The following is a 14,575-nucleotide window of genomic DNA, read 5'->3' as shown; positions in this document are numbered from 1 at the left end:
ATCGCGAACCAACCAGCCGAGTGAGCAGACCATGCGGGCCGAAACCCAAAGCCATATCGAGAAAATCCGGAAATCTCTGGAGCTTCTGGGCCAGCGGATGGACCTGGAGACCGCGCCGCACCGGCTGGAGGAATTCAACGCCCGCGTCGAAGATCCGGACCTGTGGAACGACCCCGAAAAGGCGCAGAAACTGATGCGCGACCGGCAGATGCTGGTCGATCAGATGGGCACCTACAAGGCGATCGAGACCGGCCTCAACGACAATGCCGAACTGATCGAACTGGGCGAGATGGAGGGCGACGCCGAGGTCGTTGCCGAGGCCGAGGCCGCCCTGGCAGCCCTGGAGAAGACCGCCGCCAAGAAGGAGCTTGAGGCGCTGCTGGACGGCGAGGCCGACAGCAACGACACCTTCCTCGAAATCAACTCGGGCGCGGGTGGCACGGAAAGCTGCGATTGGGCCGCGATGCTGGCGCGGATGTATGTCCGGTGGGCCGAGAAGAAGGGCTACGAGGTCGAGCTCCAGGCCGAGAGCGCGGGCGAGGAGGCCGGGATCAAATCGGCCACCTACAAGATCAGCGGCCACAACGCCTATGGCTGGATGAAATCGGAAAGCGGCGTGCATCGGCTGGTCCGCATCTCGCCCTTCGATTCCGCCGCGAAGCGCCACACCTCGTTCACCTCGGTCAAGGTCTACCCGGTGGTGGACGACAATATCGAGATCGAGGTCAACCCGTCCGATATCCGCATCGACACCTACCGCTCCTCGGGCGCGGGCGGGCAGCATGTGAACACGACCGATTCCGCCGTGCGCATCACCCACGCCCCGACGGGCATTGTCGTCACCTCGTCGGAGAAATCGCAGCACCAGAACCGCGACATTGCCATGAAGGCGCTGAAATCGAAGCTCTACCAGATGGAGTTGGACAAGCGATCCGCGCTGGTCAACGAGGCGCATGAAAGCGCGGGTGACGCGGGGTGGGGCAACCAGATCCGCTCCTACGTGTTGCAGCCCTATCAGATGGTGAAGGATCTGCGCACGGGCTATGAGACCTCGGACACGTCCGGCGTGCTGGATGGCGACCTCGATGGGCTGATGGCGGCGACGCTGGCGATGGATGTCGCGGGCAAGAGCCGGGCCGACGCGCGGGCGGAGGATTGAGCGCGGCCAATTTCTGCTGAGAAATTGGCGAGAGTCTTGCAAGACTCTCCGCGCCCCAGCCCGCCCCGAAGCGGCAGAAACCCTTTGAACCCGGCCCTGTCGCTGCCTAGACTCTTCCCGGCAAGCCAGGGGAAGGATCACCATGCCAGACAGCACCACATCATTGCCCGCGGCCTCACAGGTTCCCGAGATCAATGATATGGACATGGGCGACATCGGCGCGGCCCTGCGTGCGGGCTGGCATGATTTTCGCCGCGCGCCCGCCATGGGCCTGTTCTTCGCGCTGATCTACGTGCTTGGCGGGTGGGCGCTCTACTTCTTCCTCGTGGTGACCGATCAGATCTGGTGGGCGATCCCGCTCACGGTGGGCTTTCCGCTGGCGGCCCCGTTCCTGGCGGTGGGGCTCTACGAGGTCTCGCACCGGCTGGAGCAGGACCGGACCTACACGATACGCGACATATTGGGGGTGGTCTGGCAACAGCGCTTGCGCCAATTGCCGCTGATGTCCTGGGTGATCATCGTCTATTTCCTGTTCTGGTCCTTCTTCGCCCATATGCTGTTCGCGCTCTTCATGGGGCCATCGGTGCTGATGAATGTCTCGACCTCCTATGCCTACCTGTTCCAGCCCGAAGGTCTGATGATGCTGCTGGTGGGCACGGGGTTCGGCGCGGTCTTCGCGCTGGTCCTGTTTTGCCTGACGGTGATCTCGCTGCCGCTGCTTCTGGACAAGGAGCTTGATTTCGTCACCGCGATGCTGACCAGCTTTGCCACCGTGCGGCGAAACCCGCGCGTGATGCTGGTCTGGGGCGTGGTGATCGCGGGCCTGACCTTCGCGGCGCTTCTGCCCGGCTTCCTGGGTCTTTTCGTGGTGCTGCCGGTTCTGGGCCATGCGTCATGGCATATCTACCGGCGGGCCTTGCGCGACACGCCCTGATCGCCGCGCAAGAAAAAACCCCCGGCGGTTGAGGCCGGGGGTGTCTGTGCCGCGGTATCGCGGGCCGCCTAGCTGTTGGCGTCGGCGGGCTTGTTCTGCTGCGCGCCGAAGGCGGGCTTGTTGGCCTGAGCCTGGCCACTCTGCTGGCCGGCATTGCCGCCAGTCGCCGCACCGGCGGGGCGCGACGCGGCGGGCTGTGCGCCGCTGCCGCCGGCAAGCGGGTCTTCCTGCCGCTGAACCGAGCCTTCGAAATGCGCGCCGCTTTCAATCGCGATGGTCTTGTGGACGATATCGCCCTCGACCTTGGCGGTGGCCGTCAGGCGGACCTTGAGGCCCCGCACCCGGCCGATCACGCGGCCATTGACGACGACGTCATCGGCGACGATCTCCCCCTCGATCGTGGCACCTTCGCCCACGGTCAGAAGATGGGCGCGGATGTCGCCTTGCACGTGACCCTCGACCTGGATGTCGCCGGTGGTGCGCAGGTTGCCCACGATGGTCAGATCGGTGCTGAGCGTGGAAACTGCGGGCTTGGGTTTGTTATTGCTGGTCAAGGGCATCGAGCTCCGTTCTTTGGAGGATTTGTCAGAGGATGCAGACGCGTCTGACGCCTGATCCGAGGAACCGCCGGCCTGTTTCGGCCCCGGCTCGTTGATCTTTGATTTAGAAAACATCTCTACCTGCCGTGAGGAAGTTCATCGGGTTGAGTGGTGTGTCATTGCGGCGGATCTCATAATGCACATGAGATCCGGTCGACCGTCCTGTATTGCCCATATCACCGATTCTGTCCCCGCGCGAGACCCTTTGCCCCGCGGACACCCCGATGCGCGACATATGGGCATATCGGGTCTCGAACCCCATCGGGTGTTCGATGGTGACCAGCAAGCCGTAACCGCCCATCCGGCCCGCATGGGTGACGACGCCATCGCCGGTGGCGTATAGCGGCGTGCCGAGCGGACCGGCCATATCGACGCCGGTATGTTGCCGACCATTGCGCAAGCCAAAGTTCGAAGTCTGGGTGTAACGGGCCAGAACCGGCATCGAGAAGGGCAGTTGTTCTGCCGCCATCCGGCGCAGGTTGATCGTGTCGAGCTCCGCCAGAAGCTCGTTGGCGCGCAAGGACACTGGGTCAGGCTCCTCGCCGCGCGAGGACATGGTGATCGGCATCAGCGGCCCGCCCTGGCCCTGGTAGCCGGCACGCACGCGGTTGACCAGTTCGTCGGTCGAGAGGCCGGCCGCGCTGAACATGGCGTCCAGCGGCTCCATCGAGACCTGCACGGCCTCCTCCAGCTGGGTGAAGATGCGTTCGTTGCGTTCCTCGGCGAGGGCGGCGGCGAATTGCAGCTCATCGACCTCCTCGCGGGCGGCCTCGGCGATCTCGAAGGCTTCGTCGCGCTCATCGGCGGCGTCGCGCAGGGCGGCGGCAAGGTAGTCCAGCGTCTGCTCCATGTCGCGCAGGCGTCCGGCGGTGGTCTGGCTCGATCCTGTCTCGGCCTCGATCTCGGCCAGGATCTCGGCGGCCTGCGTGCGCGCCTCGTCGCGTTCGACCATCACCCGGCGCAGCGTGGTCTGGATGACCTCGACCGCCGTTTCCAGCTCGCGGCGACGTTCCTCCGAGGCCAGCAGGCGCGACTGCATGTCGGACACTTCGGACATGGCGACCGAGAACCGGGTCTGGCTGGCGCGCGCCTCGGCGGCGCGGATGTCGCGTTCCTCGGACATCTGGTTCAGGCGGGCCTGATAGGCCTCCTGCGCGCGATCCGCCTGGTCGCGGACGCCGCCCGCGCTGATCGCGTCGATAAGGAAGATCGCGGTGACGATCACGGTCCAGCCGACGAACAGCGAGGATCCCCCGATCATGATCGCCTGTGTCATCGGCCGCAGCCGGACATAGCGCATCCCCTGATCGGATTTCAGAAACAGCCGCTGTTCCGGCAGGAATTTTTCGATTGCCGCGCCCATGCGACTGGTCAGGCTCAATTTCACGTCTGGTTGCCCCGTTACCCTCTCCATCGCCGAAACCTTCCTGTCCCCACACAAGGTATCGACGTCAACCGCTTAGGCCAAAAGGGCCGCCGGTCTCAAACCTTTTTATGCCACACCCACGGTAAATCGCGATTTTGTCCAGAATTGGGCAAATTTCCGCCCAAATTCACCGGCGATTCGCTGCCTATCCGGCTGGGTTCCCTAGCGTCAACGGCCAATAGAAGTCCGGCGGGATACCTGCCTCGGCGCGTTTCTCCTCGTTGAAGGGCGGTTTCAGGGCACCGTGGAAGTAGCGTTTGACGAGGGCGTGGAACGCCTCTTTCGGGTCGATATCTTCGCGTCCGCACAGGAAATGGAACCACTTGGAGCCGTAGGCGACATGGTGAACCTCCTCCGCATAGATCACCTCCAGCGCCGCCACCGCCTTCTGCGCGGCAGGATCGGGGGCCTCGCGGAAGATCTCGATCATGCCGGGCGTCACGTCGAGGCCGCGCGCCTCCAGCACCATCGGCACCACGGCCAGCCGCCCCAAGACGTCCCGGCCCGTGTCCTGCGCCGCGCGCCACATGCCCAGATGGGCGGGCAGGTCGCCGTAGAAGCTGCCCATCTCGGCCAGGCAGTCCTCGATCAGCTGGAAATGCCTGGCCTCCTCATCGGCGGATTTGACCCAGTCGTCGTAGAAGCCCATCGGCATCGGGATATGTCCGAAGCGCGCGATGATGTCCCAATGCAGGTCGACCGCGTTCAGCTCGATATGGCCGACAGCATGGAGCAGCGCCTTGCGCCCCTCGGGCGTTCCCGGTTTGCGGCGCGGCACGTCGCGCGGCGACAGGAGGTCCGGTTTCGCGGGGCGGGCAGGGATGTCGGGCGGGGTGGCGGTGCCGATCTCGATCGGCGCGGCCTCGCCCCGGCGCGCGGCGAACCAGTCGGCGGCCAGACGGCGGCTGAGCGTGGTCTTCTCGCGCGCATCCGCCGTTTCCAGCACCGCACAGGCCATTTCGGTCAGCGTCGTCACAGCGCCCGCGCCGCCTCCAGCACCTCGGCCGCATGTCCCGCCACCTTGACCTTGGGCCAGACGCGGGCAACCCGCCCCTCGCCGTCGATCAGGAATGTCGCGCGCTGAATGCCCATCGAGGTCTTGCCATACATGTTCTTCTCGACCCAGGTGCCATACTCCTCGCAGACCGAGCCTTCGGCATCCGACAGGAGCGCCACGCCGAGGTTGCGCTTGTCGATGAATTTCGCGTGTTTGGCGACAGTATCCTTCGAGACGCCAAGGACGGCGATCCCGGCAGTTTCGAAATCGTCCTTGAGGGCGGTGAAATCCTGCGCCTCGGTGGTGCAGCCCGGCGTGTCGTCGCGCGGGTAGAAATAGAGCACCACCTTGCCGGGGCGAAAGCCGGACAGGGTGACGGGGCTGCCATCCTCGCGCGGCAGGGTGAAATCGGGGGCGATGTCTCCGGTCTCGATCATCTGTGTCGGCTCCTTTGCGCTCTGATCACCGGGTCTTTACGTCCCGGCGTTTGCAAGCTAGGGCAAATGCCGCCAGAATAAAGCCCGAAAAACCAAAGGCACACGAGCCCCGGCGCACCCCGATGACAGAGCCCTCCACCGACCCGCAGCCGAAACGGCGCTGGCGTGCCTTGCGCTGGCCTCTGAGGGGCGTCTACCTGCTGGTGATCCTCGCCATCGCCTCGCTGGCGGTGCTGGCCTATCCGCCGGGCGGGCGCGACATTTCGCTGCCCGATTGGGCCCGCGCCCGGATCGAGGCGCGCATGGATGCGGCGATGCCCGGCGGCAATGTCACCGTCGGCGCGGTCGGGATCCGCCTCTCGCGCGAGAGGATGCTGCCCCAGATCCGGTTCCGTGATGTCGCGCTGACCAGCGATGGCCAGCAGCGCATCGTGTTGCCGCAGCTCAGCATCTCGGTCGATCCGCGCGCCGTTCTGTCGGGCACGGTCCGCCCGCGCCATGTCCGGGTGGCGGGCGCCGGCCTGCGGCTGGTGCGCAGCAATGATGGCTCGCTCGACCTGGCCTTTGCGGGGGGCGGCAGCGATACCGCGCGCGATTTGGCCGAGACGCTGAGGGGAATCGACGCGATGTTCTCGCAGCCCGTCTTTTCGCGGCTTGAGACGGTGACGGCCGAGGATGCCGACCTAGTGATCGAGAACGCGGGCACCGGCGACCGGCTGGAGGTGGCGGGGGCGGACCTGACGCTGATCCCGATGCAAGATGCGCTGACGCTGGCCGTTGGCGGCACGATCGAGGGCGGGCGCGCCGGGCGGCTGGATCTCAGCTTTACACGATGGGCCGCGCGCGGTGAGACCGAGATCGTCGCCTTTTTCGAGAACCTGCAAGCCCGCGATGTGGCCTCGGTGAGCGATGCGCTGGCCTGGCTCGACTTGATCGAGGCGGGGCTGAGCGGCCAGATGTCGACCGTGATCCGCGATGATACCACGCTGGATCGCCTGACCGGCAGCTTGCAGGTCGGCGCGGGCCTTCTGCGCCCCGGCCCGGATGTGACGCCGATCGCGCTGGAGGGTCTGGACCTGTCCTTTGACTACGACGCCGCCACGCGCCGGTTGCAGGTCGAGGAGCTGGACGTCGCCTCGCGGCTTTTCAGCGCGCGCATCGCCGGCCATGCCGATCTGCTGGACGGGCCGGTCTACGTGGCGCAGTTCCAGCTGGAGGATATCCGCTCCGCGGCCCCCGGCCTGCTGGAAAACCCGATCCGGTTCGAGGGCGGCGCGCTGGATATGCGGGTGCAGCTTCTGCCCGCTCTGCGCGTCGATCTGGGGCAGGCGGTGCTCTTCGATGACGGTCTGCATCTGAGTGCGCGCGGGCAGGTCGCGGTCGAGGAGGGCGGTGTCGCGATCCGGCTGGATGCGTCCAGCCCGCGGGTCGAGGCACGCCAGATCCTGCCGCTCTGGCCGCTCGTGTCGATCCCGAACACGCGCGACTGGCTGGAACAGAACCTTCTGGGCGGCACCATCTCGAACCTCAATGCCGGTCTGCGCCTCGCGCCCGGGACCGAGCCGCGCTATGCCGTGACTTTCGATTTCGAAGATGCCCGCGTGCGCGCCCTGCGCGCGATGGCCCCGGTCGAGGACGGGCGCGGCTATGTGGAGATGTCGGATAACGCGATGACGCTGGCGCTGCATGGCGGCCATGTCACCGCCCCCGATGGCGGGCGGCTGGACCTTGCGGGCTCGACCATGCGCATCGCCGATACCCGCGTGGCCCAGGCCGATACGCATTTCGACCTGTCGGTCGCGGGCAGCGTGCCGTCCGCCCTGACCCTTATCGCGGCAGAGCCCCTGACCCTGCTGGACCGGTTCGACTATGATCCCGCCACCGTCGCGACCGGCGATGTCGCGCTTGAGGTGGCACTGAATTTCCGGATGCAGCAAAGGATCACCCCCGCCGATGTCAATTTCCGCATTGGCGGCAGCCTGACGGATGTCCGATCGGATCAACTGGTCGAGGGGCGGGTGCTGCGGGCCGAGCGTCTGGAGATCGAGGCGGGGAACACGCGATTGGAGATCGGCGGCCCCGCGCGGCTGGACAATCTGCGCACCGACGCCACCTGGTCGCGCGCGCTCGGGGCCAATACGACGACCGCCAGCCGGGTGCAGGGCAGGGCGACGCTGTCCCCCGCCGCGCTGGCCGATTTCGGGGTGATCCTGCCGGACGGCATGCTGCGCGGGCAGGGCACGGCCGAGTTCACGCTGGACCTCAGCCCCGATGCGCCGCCCGCCCTGTCGCTGCGGTCCGACCTTGCCGGGATCGGCCTGGCCATTCCGGCGCTTGGCTGGCAACTGCCCGAAGCGGCGACCGGGCAATTGCGCGCCGAGATGACGCTTGGTCCCGAACCGGAGGTGCCGGTTCTGGCGATCAGCGGCGCGGGGCTTGAGATGCGCGGCGCGGTCACATTGCAGGGCACGCAGTTCTCGCAGCTCAGCCTCGACGAGTTTCACATCGGGGACTGGATGGATGTGACCGGCGGGCTGACCCTGCGCGACAACCGCCCCCTGGTGCGCATCACCGGCGGAACGGTCGACCTGCGCGGCCTGCCGCAAAGCTCGGGCGGAGGCGCGACCACAAGCCTGCCGATCGAGATGCTGCTGGACCGCCTGACGGTGACCGACAGCATCTACCTGACCGATCTCAGCGCCAGCATCGGCGGCAGCCCGGTCAGCGGGGATTTCCGGGGCCGGGTCGGGGGGCAGGCGGGCGTCGTCGGCTCGATCCTGGCCGAGACCAACGGCATGTCGCTGCGCCTGCGCGCCGAGGATGGCGGCGCGGTGCTGCGCGCGGCGGGGATCTACTCCAATGCCTATGGCGGCGCGCTGGACCTGATCCTGCGCCCGCATCCGGGGCAGGGCAACTATGCGGGCCTGCTGACCATCGACAACCCGCGCCTGCGCGATGCGCCCGCGATTGCGGAGCTTCTGAACCTCGTCTCGGTCGTGGGCCTGCTGGAGCAGATGGCCTCGGGCGAGGGCATCGCGCTTGGCGAGGTGCGCGCCGATTTCCGCATCAGCCCCCGCGCGATCACGGTCGTCGAGGGCACCGCCGTCGGCCCGTCGATGGGCCTGTCGCTGGACGGCGTCTATGACACCGCCACCAACCGGGTCGATTTCCAGGGCGTGGTGTCGCCCTTCTACGTGGTCAACGGGCTGGTCGGCGCGCTCTTTGCGACGCGGCGCGAGGGGCTTTTCGGTTTCACCTATCGCATGACAGGACCGGCTGATAACAGCACCGTCACCGTCAATCCGCTCTCTGTTTTCACGCCCGGCATCTTCCGCGAGATCTTTCGCAGCCCGCCGCCCCAAACCGCACAGTAGCCGCGCCATGAACCTCTCCGATTTCGATTTCGACCTGCCCGAGCACCTGATCGCGACGCGGCCCGCGCGCCCGCGCTCCTCGGCGCGCCTGCTGGTGGCGGATGGCGACACGACCCGCGACCTTCATGTGCGCGACCTGCCCGATCTGTTGCGCGCGGGCGACCGGCTGATCCTGAACGACACCAAGGTGATCCCCGCGCGCCTGACCGGACAGCGCTGGCGTGACAGTGCGCAAGGCCGCGTGGCCGCGAAGATCGAGGTGACGCTGCTGGAGCCGGGGCCGGACGGCACCTGGTCCGCGCTGGCCAAGCCGATGCGCAAGCTGAGACCTGGCGAGAGCGTCGGCTTTCCCGGCGGCTTGTCGGCGGAAGTCGTCGCGCTGGAGGGTGGCCTGCGCCTGCGCTTCAACCTTGCGGGCGACGATTTCGACGCGGCCTTGAACGCGGCGGGGGCCATGCCGTTGCCACCCTATATCGCCGCGCGCCGCCCCGCCGACGAGCGCGACCGCGAGGATTACCAGACCGTCTGGGCACGCAACAAGGGTGCGGTCGCGGCCCCGACCGCATCGCTGCATTTCGACGACGCGCTCCTCGCTATGCTCCTCGCCCGTGGCATCAGTTTCACCCATGTCACGCTGCATGTCGGCGCGGGCACCTTCCTGCCGGTCACGGTCGAGGACGTGACGACACACAAGATGCACGCGGAATGGGGCGAGATCAGCGAGCAGGCGGCGCAGGAGATTGCCGCCACGAAAGCCGCTGGCGGGCGCATCATCCCCGTCGGCACCACGGCATTGCGGCTGATCGAGACGGCGGCGCGGGAAACGGGCCAGATCACGCCCTGGCAGGGTGAGACCGACATCTTCATCTATCCCGGCTTCCGCTTCAACGTCACCGACGCGCTGATGACCAACTTTCACCTGCCTAAATCGACGCTGATGATGCTGGTCTCGGCACTGATGGGGGTGGAGCGCATCCGCGCCCTCTATGCCCATGCCGTGGCCGGGGGCTATCGCTTTTTCTCCTATGGCGATGCCTCGCTGCTTATTCCGCAATCTGCCGCAAACGATTGAAAACCGGGCGGTATCGGGTCGCAATGGGGCAAGATTCGCGGTACGGGGCTGTCATAGTGAACATGCGGACGGGAAAGGCGGGAGCCACGCCATGAAACAGGTCATCGCCAGCGCATGGGCCATTTTGTTGGGCCTGATGCTGCTCCAGGTCGGCAACTCGTTGCAGGGCTCGCTGATGGGTATTCGCGGCGGCATCGAGGGGTTCTCGACCTTCCAGCTGTCGCTGATCGCCTCGGCCTATTTCCTGGGCTTCCTGGGCGGGTCGCGCATGGCCCCCCTGATGATCCAGCGGGTGGGCCATGTGCGTGTCTTCGCCGCCCTCGGCTCGTTCATCTCGGCGGCCCTGATCCTCTATCCCGTGGTCCCCGACCCCTACTTCTGGATGGCGCTGCGGGTGATCATCGGCTTTTCGCTCTCGGGCGTCTATGTGACCGCCGAGAGCTGGCTCAACAACTCGGCCACCAACGAGACCCGTGGTCAGGCATTGTCGGCCTATATGCTGTGCCAGATGATCGGCCTTGTCCTGGGGCAGGGGATGCTGAATTTCGGCGATCCCGGCGGGTATATCCTCTTCATCATCCCTTCGGTGCTGGTCTCGCTCTCCTTCGCGCCAATCTTGCTGGCGGTGGCCCCCACACCGGCCTTCGAGACCGTCAAGCCGATGAGCCTTGCCGCGCTCTACACCCGCTCGCCCACCGGCTTCGTTGGCATGTTCCTGCTTGGCTTCGTCTTTTCGGCGCAGTTCGGCATGACGGCTGTCTACGGCTCCGAGGTGGGACTGAGCGTGCGCGACATCGCGATCCTGGTATCGGCCTTCTTCGTGGGCGCGATCGCGCTGCAATACCCCATCGGCTGGCTGTCCGACCGGATGGACCGTCGCAGGCTGATCACCGGCGTGGCCGCGGTCGCGGCGCTGGCCTCGGGGCTTGGCTATCTGTTCGGCGAGGTCTTCGAGATCCTGATCCTCTCGGCGCTTCTGGCCGGCGGGCTGGCGCAGCCGCTCTATGCGCTGCTGATCGCCTATACCAACGATTACCTGGACCCCGACGAGATGGCGGCGGCCTCGGGCGGGCTGATCTTCATCAACGGGCTTGGCGCGATTTCGGGCCCGCCCCTGGTGGCCTGGCTGATGGGGGCGGTGGGGCCCGCGGGCTTCTGGCTGTTCCTGGCCCTCGTTTTGGCCGCAATTGCCCTGTATTGTCTCTATCGCATGACGGTTCGGCCCTCGGCCTATGCAGTTGAAGCCGGGGATTACGACGCCGTTCCCTATGCACAGGTCTTGCCGACCGCGACGCCCTATGCTGTCGTGACCGCGCAGGAGCTTTACGCCGAGGCCGCCGAGGACATGGCCGAGGCGCAGGCCGACGACAACCCGCCGGGCTGAACCGGCACCGAGGGGCAGGAGACATAAGAAGGAGGCAAAAGGCCCATGTCACATATTTCCGAAGACATCTTGCGATTCTGGCTGGACGAGACCGGCCCGCAGAAATGGTATTCCAGCGACGAGGCGTTCGACGCCCTGATCCGCGACCGCTTCCTTGAGCTGTGGCGCGACGCGCGCGACGGCAAGCTGGCCGATTGGGCCGGACATCCGCGCAAGGCGCTGGCGCTGATCATCTTGCTGGACCAGTTTCCGCGCAACATGTTCCGTGGCGACGCTCGCGCCTTCGCCACCGACCAGCGCGCCAAATCGGTGGCTTGCTCGGCGCTCAAACACGGGTGGGACATGCGGTTCGACGAACCCGCGCGGCAGTTCTTCTACATGCCCTTCATGCATTCCGAGTCGCTGACCGACCAGGACCATTCCGTGCGCCTGATGTGCCAGAAGATGGAGGAGGGCCGCGAGGGCAGCCTGCTGCACGCCCGCGTTCACCGCGAGATCATCCGCAAATACGGGCGGTTTCCCTATAGGAATGATGCGCTCGGTCGGAAAAGCACGTCGCAGGAAAAGTCCTTTCTCACGGATGGCGGCTATGCCAAGATACTGAACGAGATGCAGAAGGCGGCGTGAGACTCGCGGTGGTTTAATGACTAAACTATAGTCACGGCCGACCGCGCCAAACTTCCTTGCGCCGCGCTGTAGAATGGTTTAGGGCTAAACTAATTCTGGCGGAGGGACTGGACTCATGGCGGCACAATCTTTCGATACCATCGTAATCGGCGCAGGTCCGGGTGGCTATGTCGCGGCGATCCGCGCCGCCCAACTGGGTCAGAAGGTCTGCATCGTCGAGCGCGAACATATGGGGGGCATCTGCCTCAACTGGGGCTGTATCCCGACCAAGGCGCTGCTGCGCTCCTCCGAGGTCTTCCACCTCATGCACCGCGCCAAGGAATTCGGCCTCAAGGCCGACAATATCGGCTTTGATCTCGACGCCGTGATCAAACGTTCGCGCGGGGTGGCGAAACAGCTTTCCTCGGGCATCGGTCACCTGATGAAGAAGAACAAGATCACCACCGTGATGGGCTCGGCCACGATCCCCGCCAAGGGCAAGGTCTCGGTTGAGACCGACAATGGCAAGGAGGAGCTTGCGGCCAAGAACATCATCATCGCGACCGGTGCCCGCGCCCGCGAATTGCCGGGGCTGGAGGCCGATGGCAAGCGTGTCTGGACCTACAAGGCCGCCCTGCAACCGCCGCATATGCCCAAGAAACTGCTTGTCATCGGCTCTGGCGCGATCGGCATCGAATTCGCCAGCTTCTACAACACGCTCGGGGCCGACACGACGGTGGTCGAGGTGATGGACCGGGTGCTGCCGGTCGAGGATGAGGAAATCTCGAAATTCGCCAAGAAGGCGTTCGAGAAGCAGGGGATGAAGATCCTGCAAAAGGGCATGGTCAAGCAGCTTGACCGCGACAAGGACAAGGTGACCGCCCATATCGAGATGGGTGGCAAACTGGAGAAGCACGAGTTCGACACCGTGATCTCCGCTGTCGGCATCGTCGGCAACACGGAAGGCCTGGGGCTGGAAGCGCTCGGCATCAAGGTCGACCGCACCCATATCGTGACGGATGAATATTGCCGCACCGGCGTCGACGGCATCTACGCCATCGGCGATATCGCGGGCGCGCCGTGGCTGGCGCATAAGGCAAGCCATGAGGGCGTGATGGTGGCCGAACTGATCTCGGGCGGGCACCCGCATCCGATCAAGCCCAACTCCATCGCGGGCTGCACCTATTGCCACCCGCAGGTCGCCAGCGTCGGCCTGACCGAGGCCAAGGCGAAAGAGGCGGGATACAAGGTCAAGATCGGGCGGTTCCCCTTCATCGGCAACGGCAAGGCGATTGCCCTGGGTGAGGCCGAGGGGCTGGTCAAGACCGTCTTCGACGAGAAGACCGGAGAGCTTCTGGGTGCCCACATGATCGGTGCGGAAGTGACCGAGCTGATCCAGGGCTATGTCGTCGGCCAGACGCTGGAGACCACCGAGGAAGACCTGATGAACACCGTCTTCCCGCACCCCACGCTGTCCGAGATGATGCACGAGGCCGTGCTGGATGCCTACGGGCGCGTCATCCACATGTGACCGGCATCCGCTGACCCAGGAACAGGGCCGGTCGCAACATGCGGACCGGCCTTGTGCTTTGCCCTCTACTCCGCCGTCACCGTGATCGCCACCCGCGTCAGGATGCGGCGATCCTGCCCCAGGTAATAGCGCAGCTCGTAAGTGCCGGGCTCGCTCGGCATCTGGATCGACGAGGGGCTGCCATTGCGGGCATAGGCGTAGTCCTGGTAGCGCGAGTCGTCGCCAGGCTCACCGATGGCGACAAAGTCGTTTTGATAGGCCGGACCCTGCCAGCCGACCTGGATCGTTTCATCGACCGAGGCGGTGGCGGGCGCGTCGAGAGAGGCGAAGACTTCCGTTACCACGATTTCACGTCGGGTGATGATGGTCCGGTCCTGGTTGACGTAATAGCGCAGCTCATAGGTGCCGGGTTCGGTCGGCATCTCGACCGCTGCCGGAGTGCCATCGCGGGTATAGGTGTAGTTCTCGTACCCGGTCGGATCGTCGGTGGCGGAGACGGCGACAAAGTCGTTCCGGTAATCCGGCCCGGACCACGCAACCTGCACCGTCGATCCGGCCTCGGCTGAGGCAGGCGCGTCCAGTGTTGCAGCAACGGCGGTGACCTGGATCGGCTGGCGGGCGATGATGGTGCGGTCCTGGTTGACGTAATAGCGCAGCTCGTACTCGCCCGGTTCGGTCGGCATCTGCACCGCTGCCGGACTGCCATCGCGGGTGTAGGTGTAGTTCTCGTACCCGGTCGGATCGTCGGTGGCGGAGACGGCGACAAAGTCGTTGCGGTAATCGGGGGCGGACCACGCAACGTCGACCGTCGATCCGGGCTCGACTGTGGCAGCCGCGTCCAAGGTCGCGCCCAATTCGGTAACCTCGATCAGGCGCCGCGCGATGATGGTGCGATCCTGGTTGACGTAATAGCGGATCTCATAGGTCCCCGGTTCGGTCGGCATGGTCAGGCTGAGGGGCGTTCCCTCGCGCGTATAGGTGTAGTTCTCATAGCCGGTTGGATCGTCGCTGCCGGAGACAGCGATGAAGTCGTTCCGGTAGTCGGGTCCGGTCCAG

12 protein-coding genes are annotated in these 14,575 nt (G+C 65.6%); 7 read left to right on the top strand and 5 right to left on the bottom strand.

The features are described 5' to 3' along the window. Window positions 1-31 precede the first annotated feature (31 nt). Both prfB and AC13C7_RS03865 read left to right on the top strand, forming a co-directional pair. Window positions 32-1,159: a peptide chain release factor 2 gene (gene prfB, locus AC13C7_RS03870; RefSeq protein WP_172319241.1), complete on the top strand. Its 1,128-nt coding sequence runs from the start codon at window positions 32-34 to the stop codon at window positions 1,157-1,159. Window positions 1,160-1,301: 142 nt separating this feature from the next. Continuing rightward, the gene (locus tag AC13C7_RS03865; RefSeq protein ID WP_235952641.1) at window positions 1,302-2,093 is read left to right on the top strand and encodes a DUF2189 domain-containing protein; all 792 of its coding nucleotides are present in this window, start codon (window positions 1,302-1,304) and stop codon (window positions 2,091-2,093) included. A 68-nt stretch (window positions 2,094-2,161) separates the two neighbouring features. Here the strand turns inward: AC13C7_RS03865 and AC13C7_RS03860 are convergent, their stop codons facing one another. From AC13C7_RS03860 to bcp, 4 genes are all read right to left on the bottom strand, one after another. After that, the gene (locus AC13C7_RS03860) at window positions 2,162-2,767 is read right to left on the bottom strand and encodes a bactofilin family protein (RefSeq protein ID WP_482866655.1); all 606 of its coding nucleotides are present in this window, start codon (window positions 2,765-2,767) and stop codon (window positions 2,162-2,164) included. Beyond that, window positions 2,757-4,079 carry a DUF5930 domain-containing protein gene (locus tag AC13C7_RS03855; protein WP_482866654.1) on the bottom strand — a complete coding sequence of 441 codons (1,323 nt, stop codon included), beginning with the start codon at window positions 4,077-4,079 and terminating at the stop codon, window positions 2,757-2,759. Before AC13C7_RS03855 ends, AC13C7_RS03860 begins: the two co-directional genes overlap by 11 nt. 184 nt (window positions 4,080-4,263) lie before the next feature. Continuing rightward, on the bottom strand, window positions 4,264-5,076 hold the full coding sequence (locus AC13C7_RS03850; protein WP_482866751.1) for a ferritin-like domain-containing protein: 813 nt from the start codon (window positions 5,074-5,076) through the stop codon (window positions 4,264-4,266). Window positions 5,077-5,090: 14 nt separating this feature from the next. After that, on the bottom strand, window positions 5,091-5,552 hold the full coding sequence (gene bcp / locus AC13C7_RS03845; RefSeq protein ID WP_172319239.1) for a thioredoxin-dependent thiol peroxidase: 462 nt from the start codon (window positions 5,550-5,552) through the stop codon (window positions 5,091-5,093). A 122-nt stretch (window positions 5,553-5,674) separates the two neighbouring features. Here bcp and AC13C7_RS03840 point away from each other — a divergent pair, with 122 nt between their 5' ends. The 5 genes from AC13C7_RS03840 (at window position 5,675) to lpdA (ending at window position 13,519) form a co-directional block, all read left to right on the top strand. Beyond that, window positions 5,675-8,926 carry a hypothetical protein gene (locus AC13C7_RS03840; RefSeq protein ID WP_482866653.1) on the top strand — a complete coding sequence of 1,084 codons (3,252 nt, stop codon included), beginning with the start codon at window positions 5,675-5,677 and terminating at the stop codon, window positions 8,924-8,926. Between the two features lie 7 nt (window positions 8,927-8,933). Beyond that, window positions 8,934-9,998 carry a tRNA preQ1(34) S-adenosylmethionine ribosyltransferase-isomerase QueA gene (gene queA, locus AC13C7_RS03835; RefSeq protein WP_482866652.1) on the top strand — a complete coding sequence of 355 codons (1,065 nt, stop codon included), beginning with the start codon at window positions 8,934-8,936 and terminating at the stop codon, window positions 9,996-9,998. A 91-nt stretch (window positions 9,999-10,089) separates the two neighbouring features. Continuing rightward, window positions 10,090-11,382 (top strand): MFS transporter, encoded by a 1,293-nt coding sequence (locus AC13C7_RS03830; protein ID WP_482866651.1) that lies wholly within the window; start codon window positions 10,090-10,092, stop codon window positions 11,380-11,382. A 45-nt stretch (window positions 11,383-11,427) separates the two neighbouring features. Then, window positions 11,428-12,009 carry a DUF924 family protein gene (locus tag AC13C7_RS03825; protein WP_172319235.1) on the top strand — a complete coding sequence of 194 codons (582 nt, stop codon included), beginning with the start codon at window positions 11,428-11,430 and terminating at the stop codon, window positions 12,007-12,009. 115 nt (window positions 12,010-12,124) lie between these two features. Next, window positions 12,125-13,519, top strand: a complete 1,395-nt coding sequence (gene lpdA, locus AC13C7_RS03820; RefSeq protein WP_482866650.1) for a dihydrolipoyl dehydrogenase — start codon at window positions 12,125-12,127, stop codon at window positions 13,517-13,519. 65 nt (window positions 13,520-13,584) lie between these two features. Here the strand turns inward: lpdA and AC13C7_RS03815 are convergent. Then, the coding region (locus AC13C7_RS03815; protein ID WP_482866649.1) for a hypothetical protein at window positions 13,585-14,575 on the bottom strand (991 nt) is incomplete at its 5' end.

It is taken from the genome of Alterinioella sp. B-7 (assembly GCF_056857775.1).
This window is presented reverse-complemented; position numbering and strand designations above follow the sequence as displayed.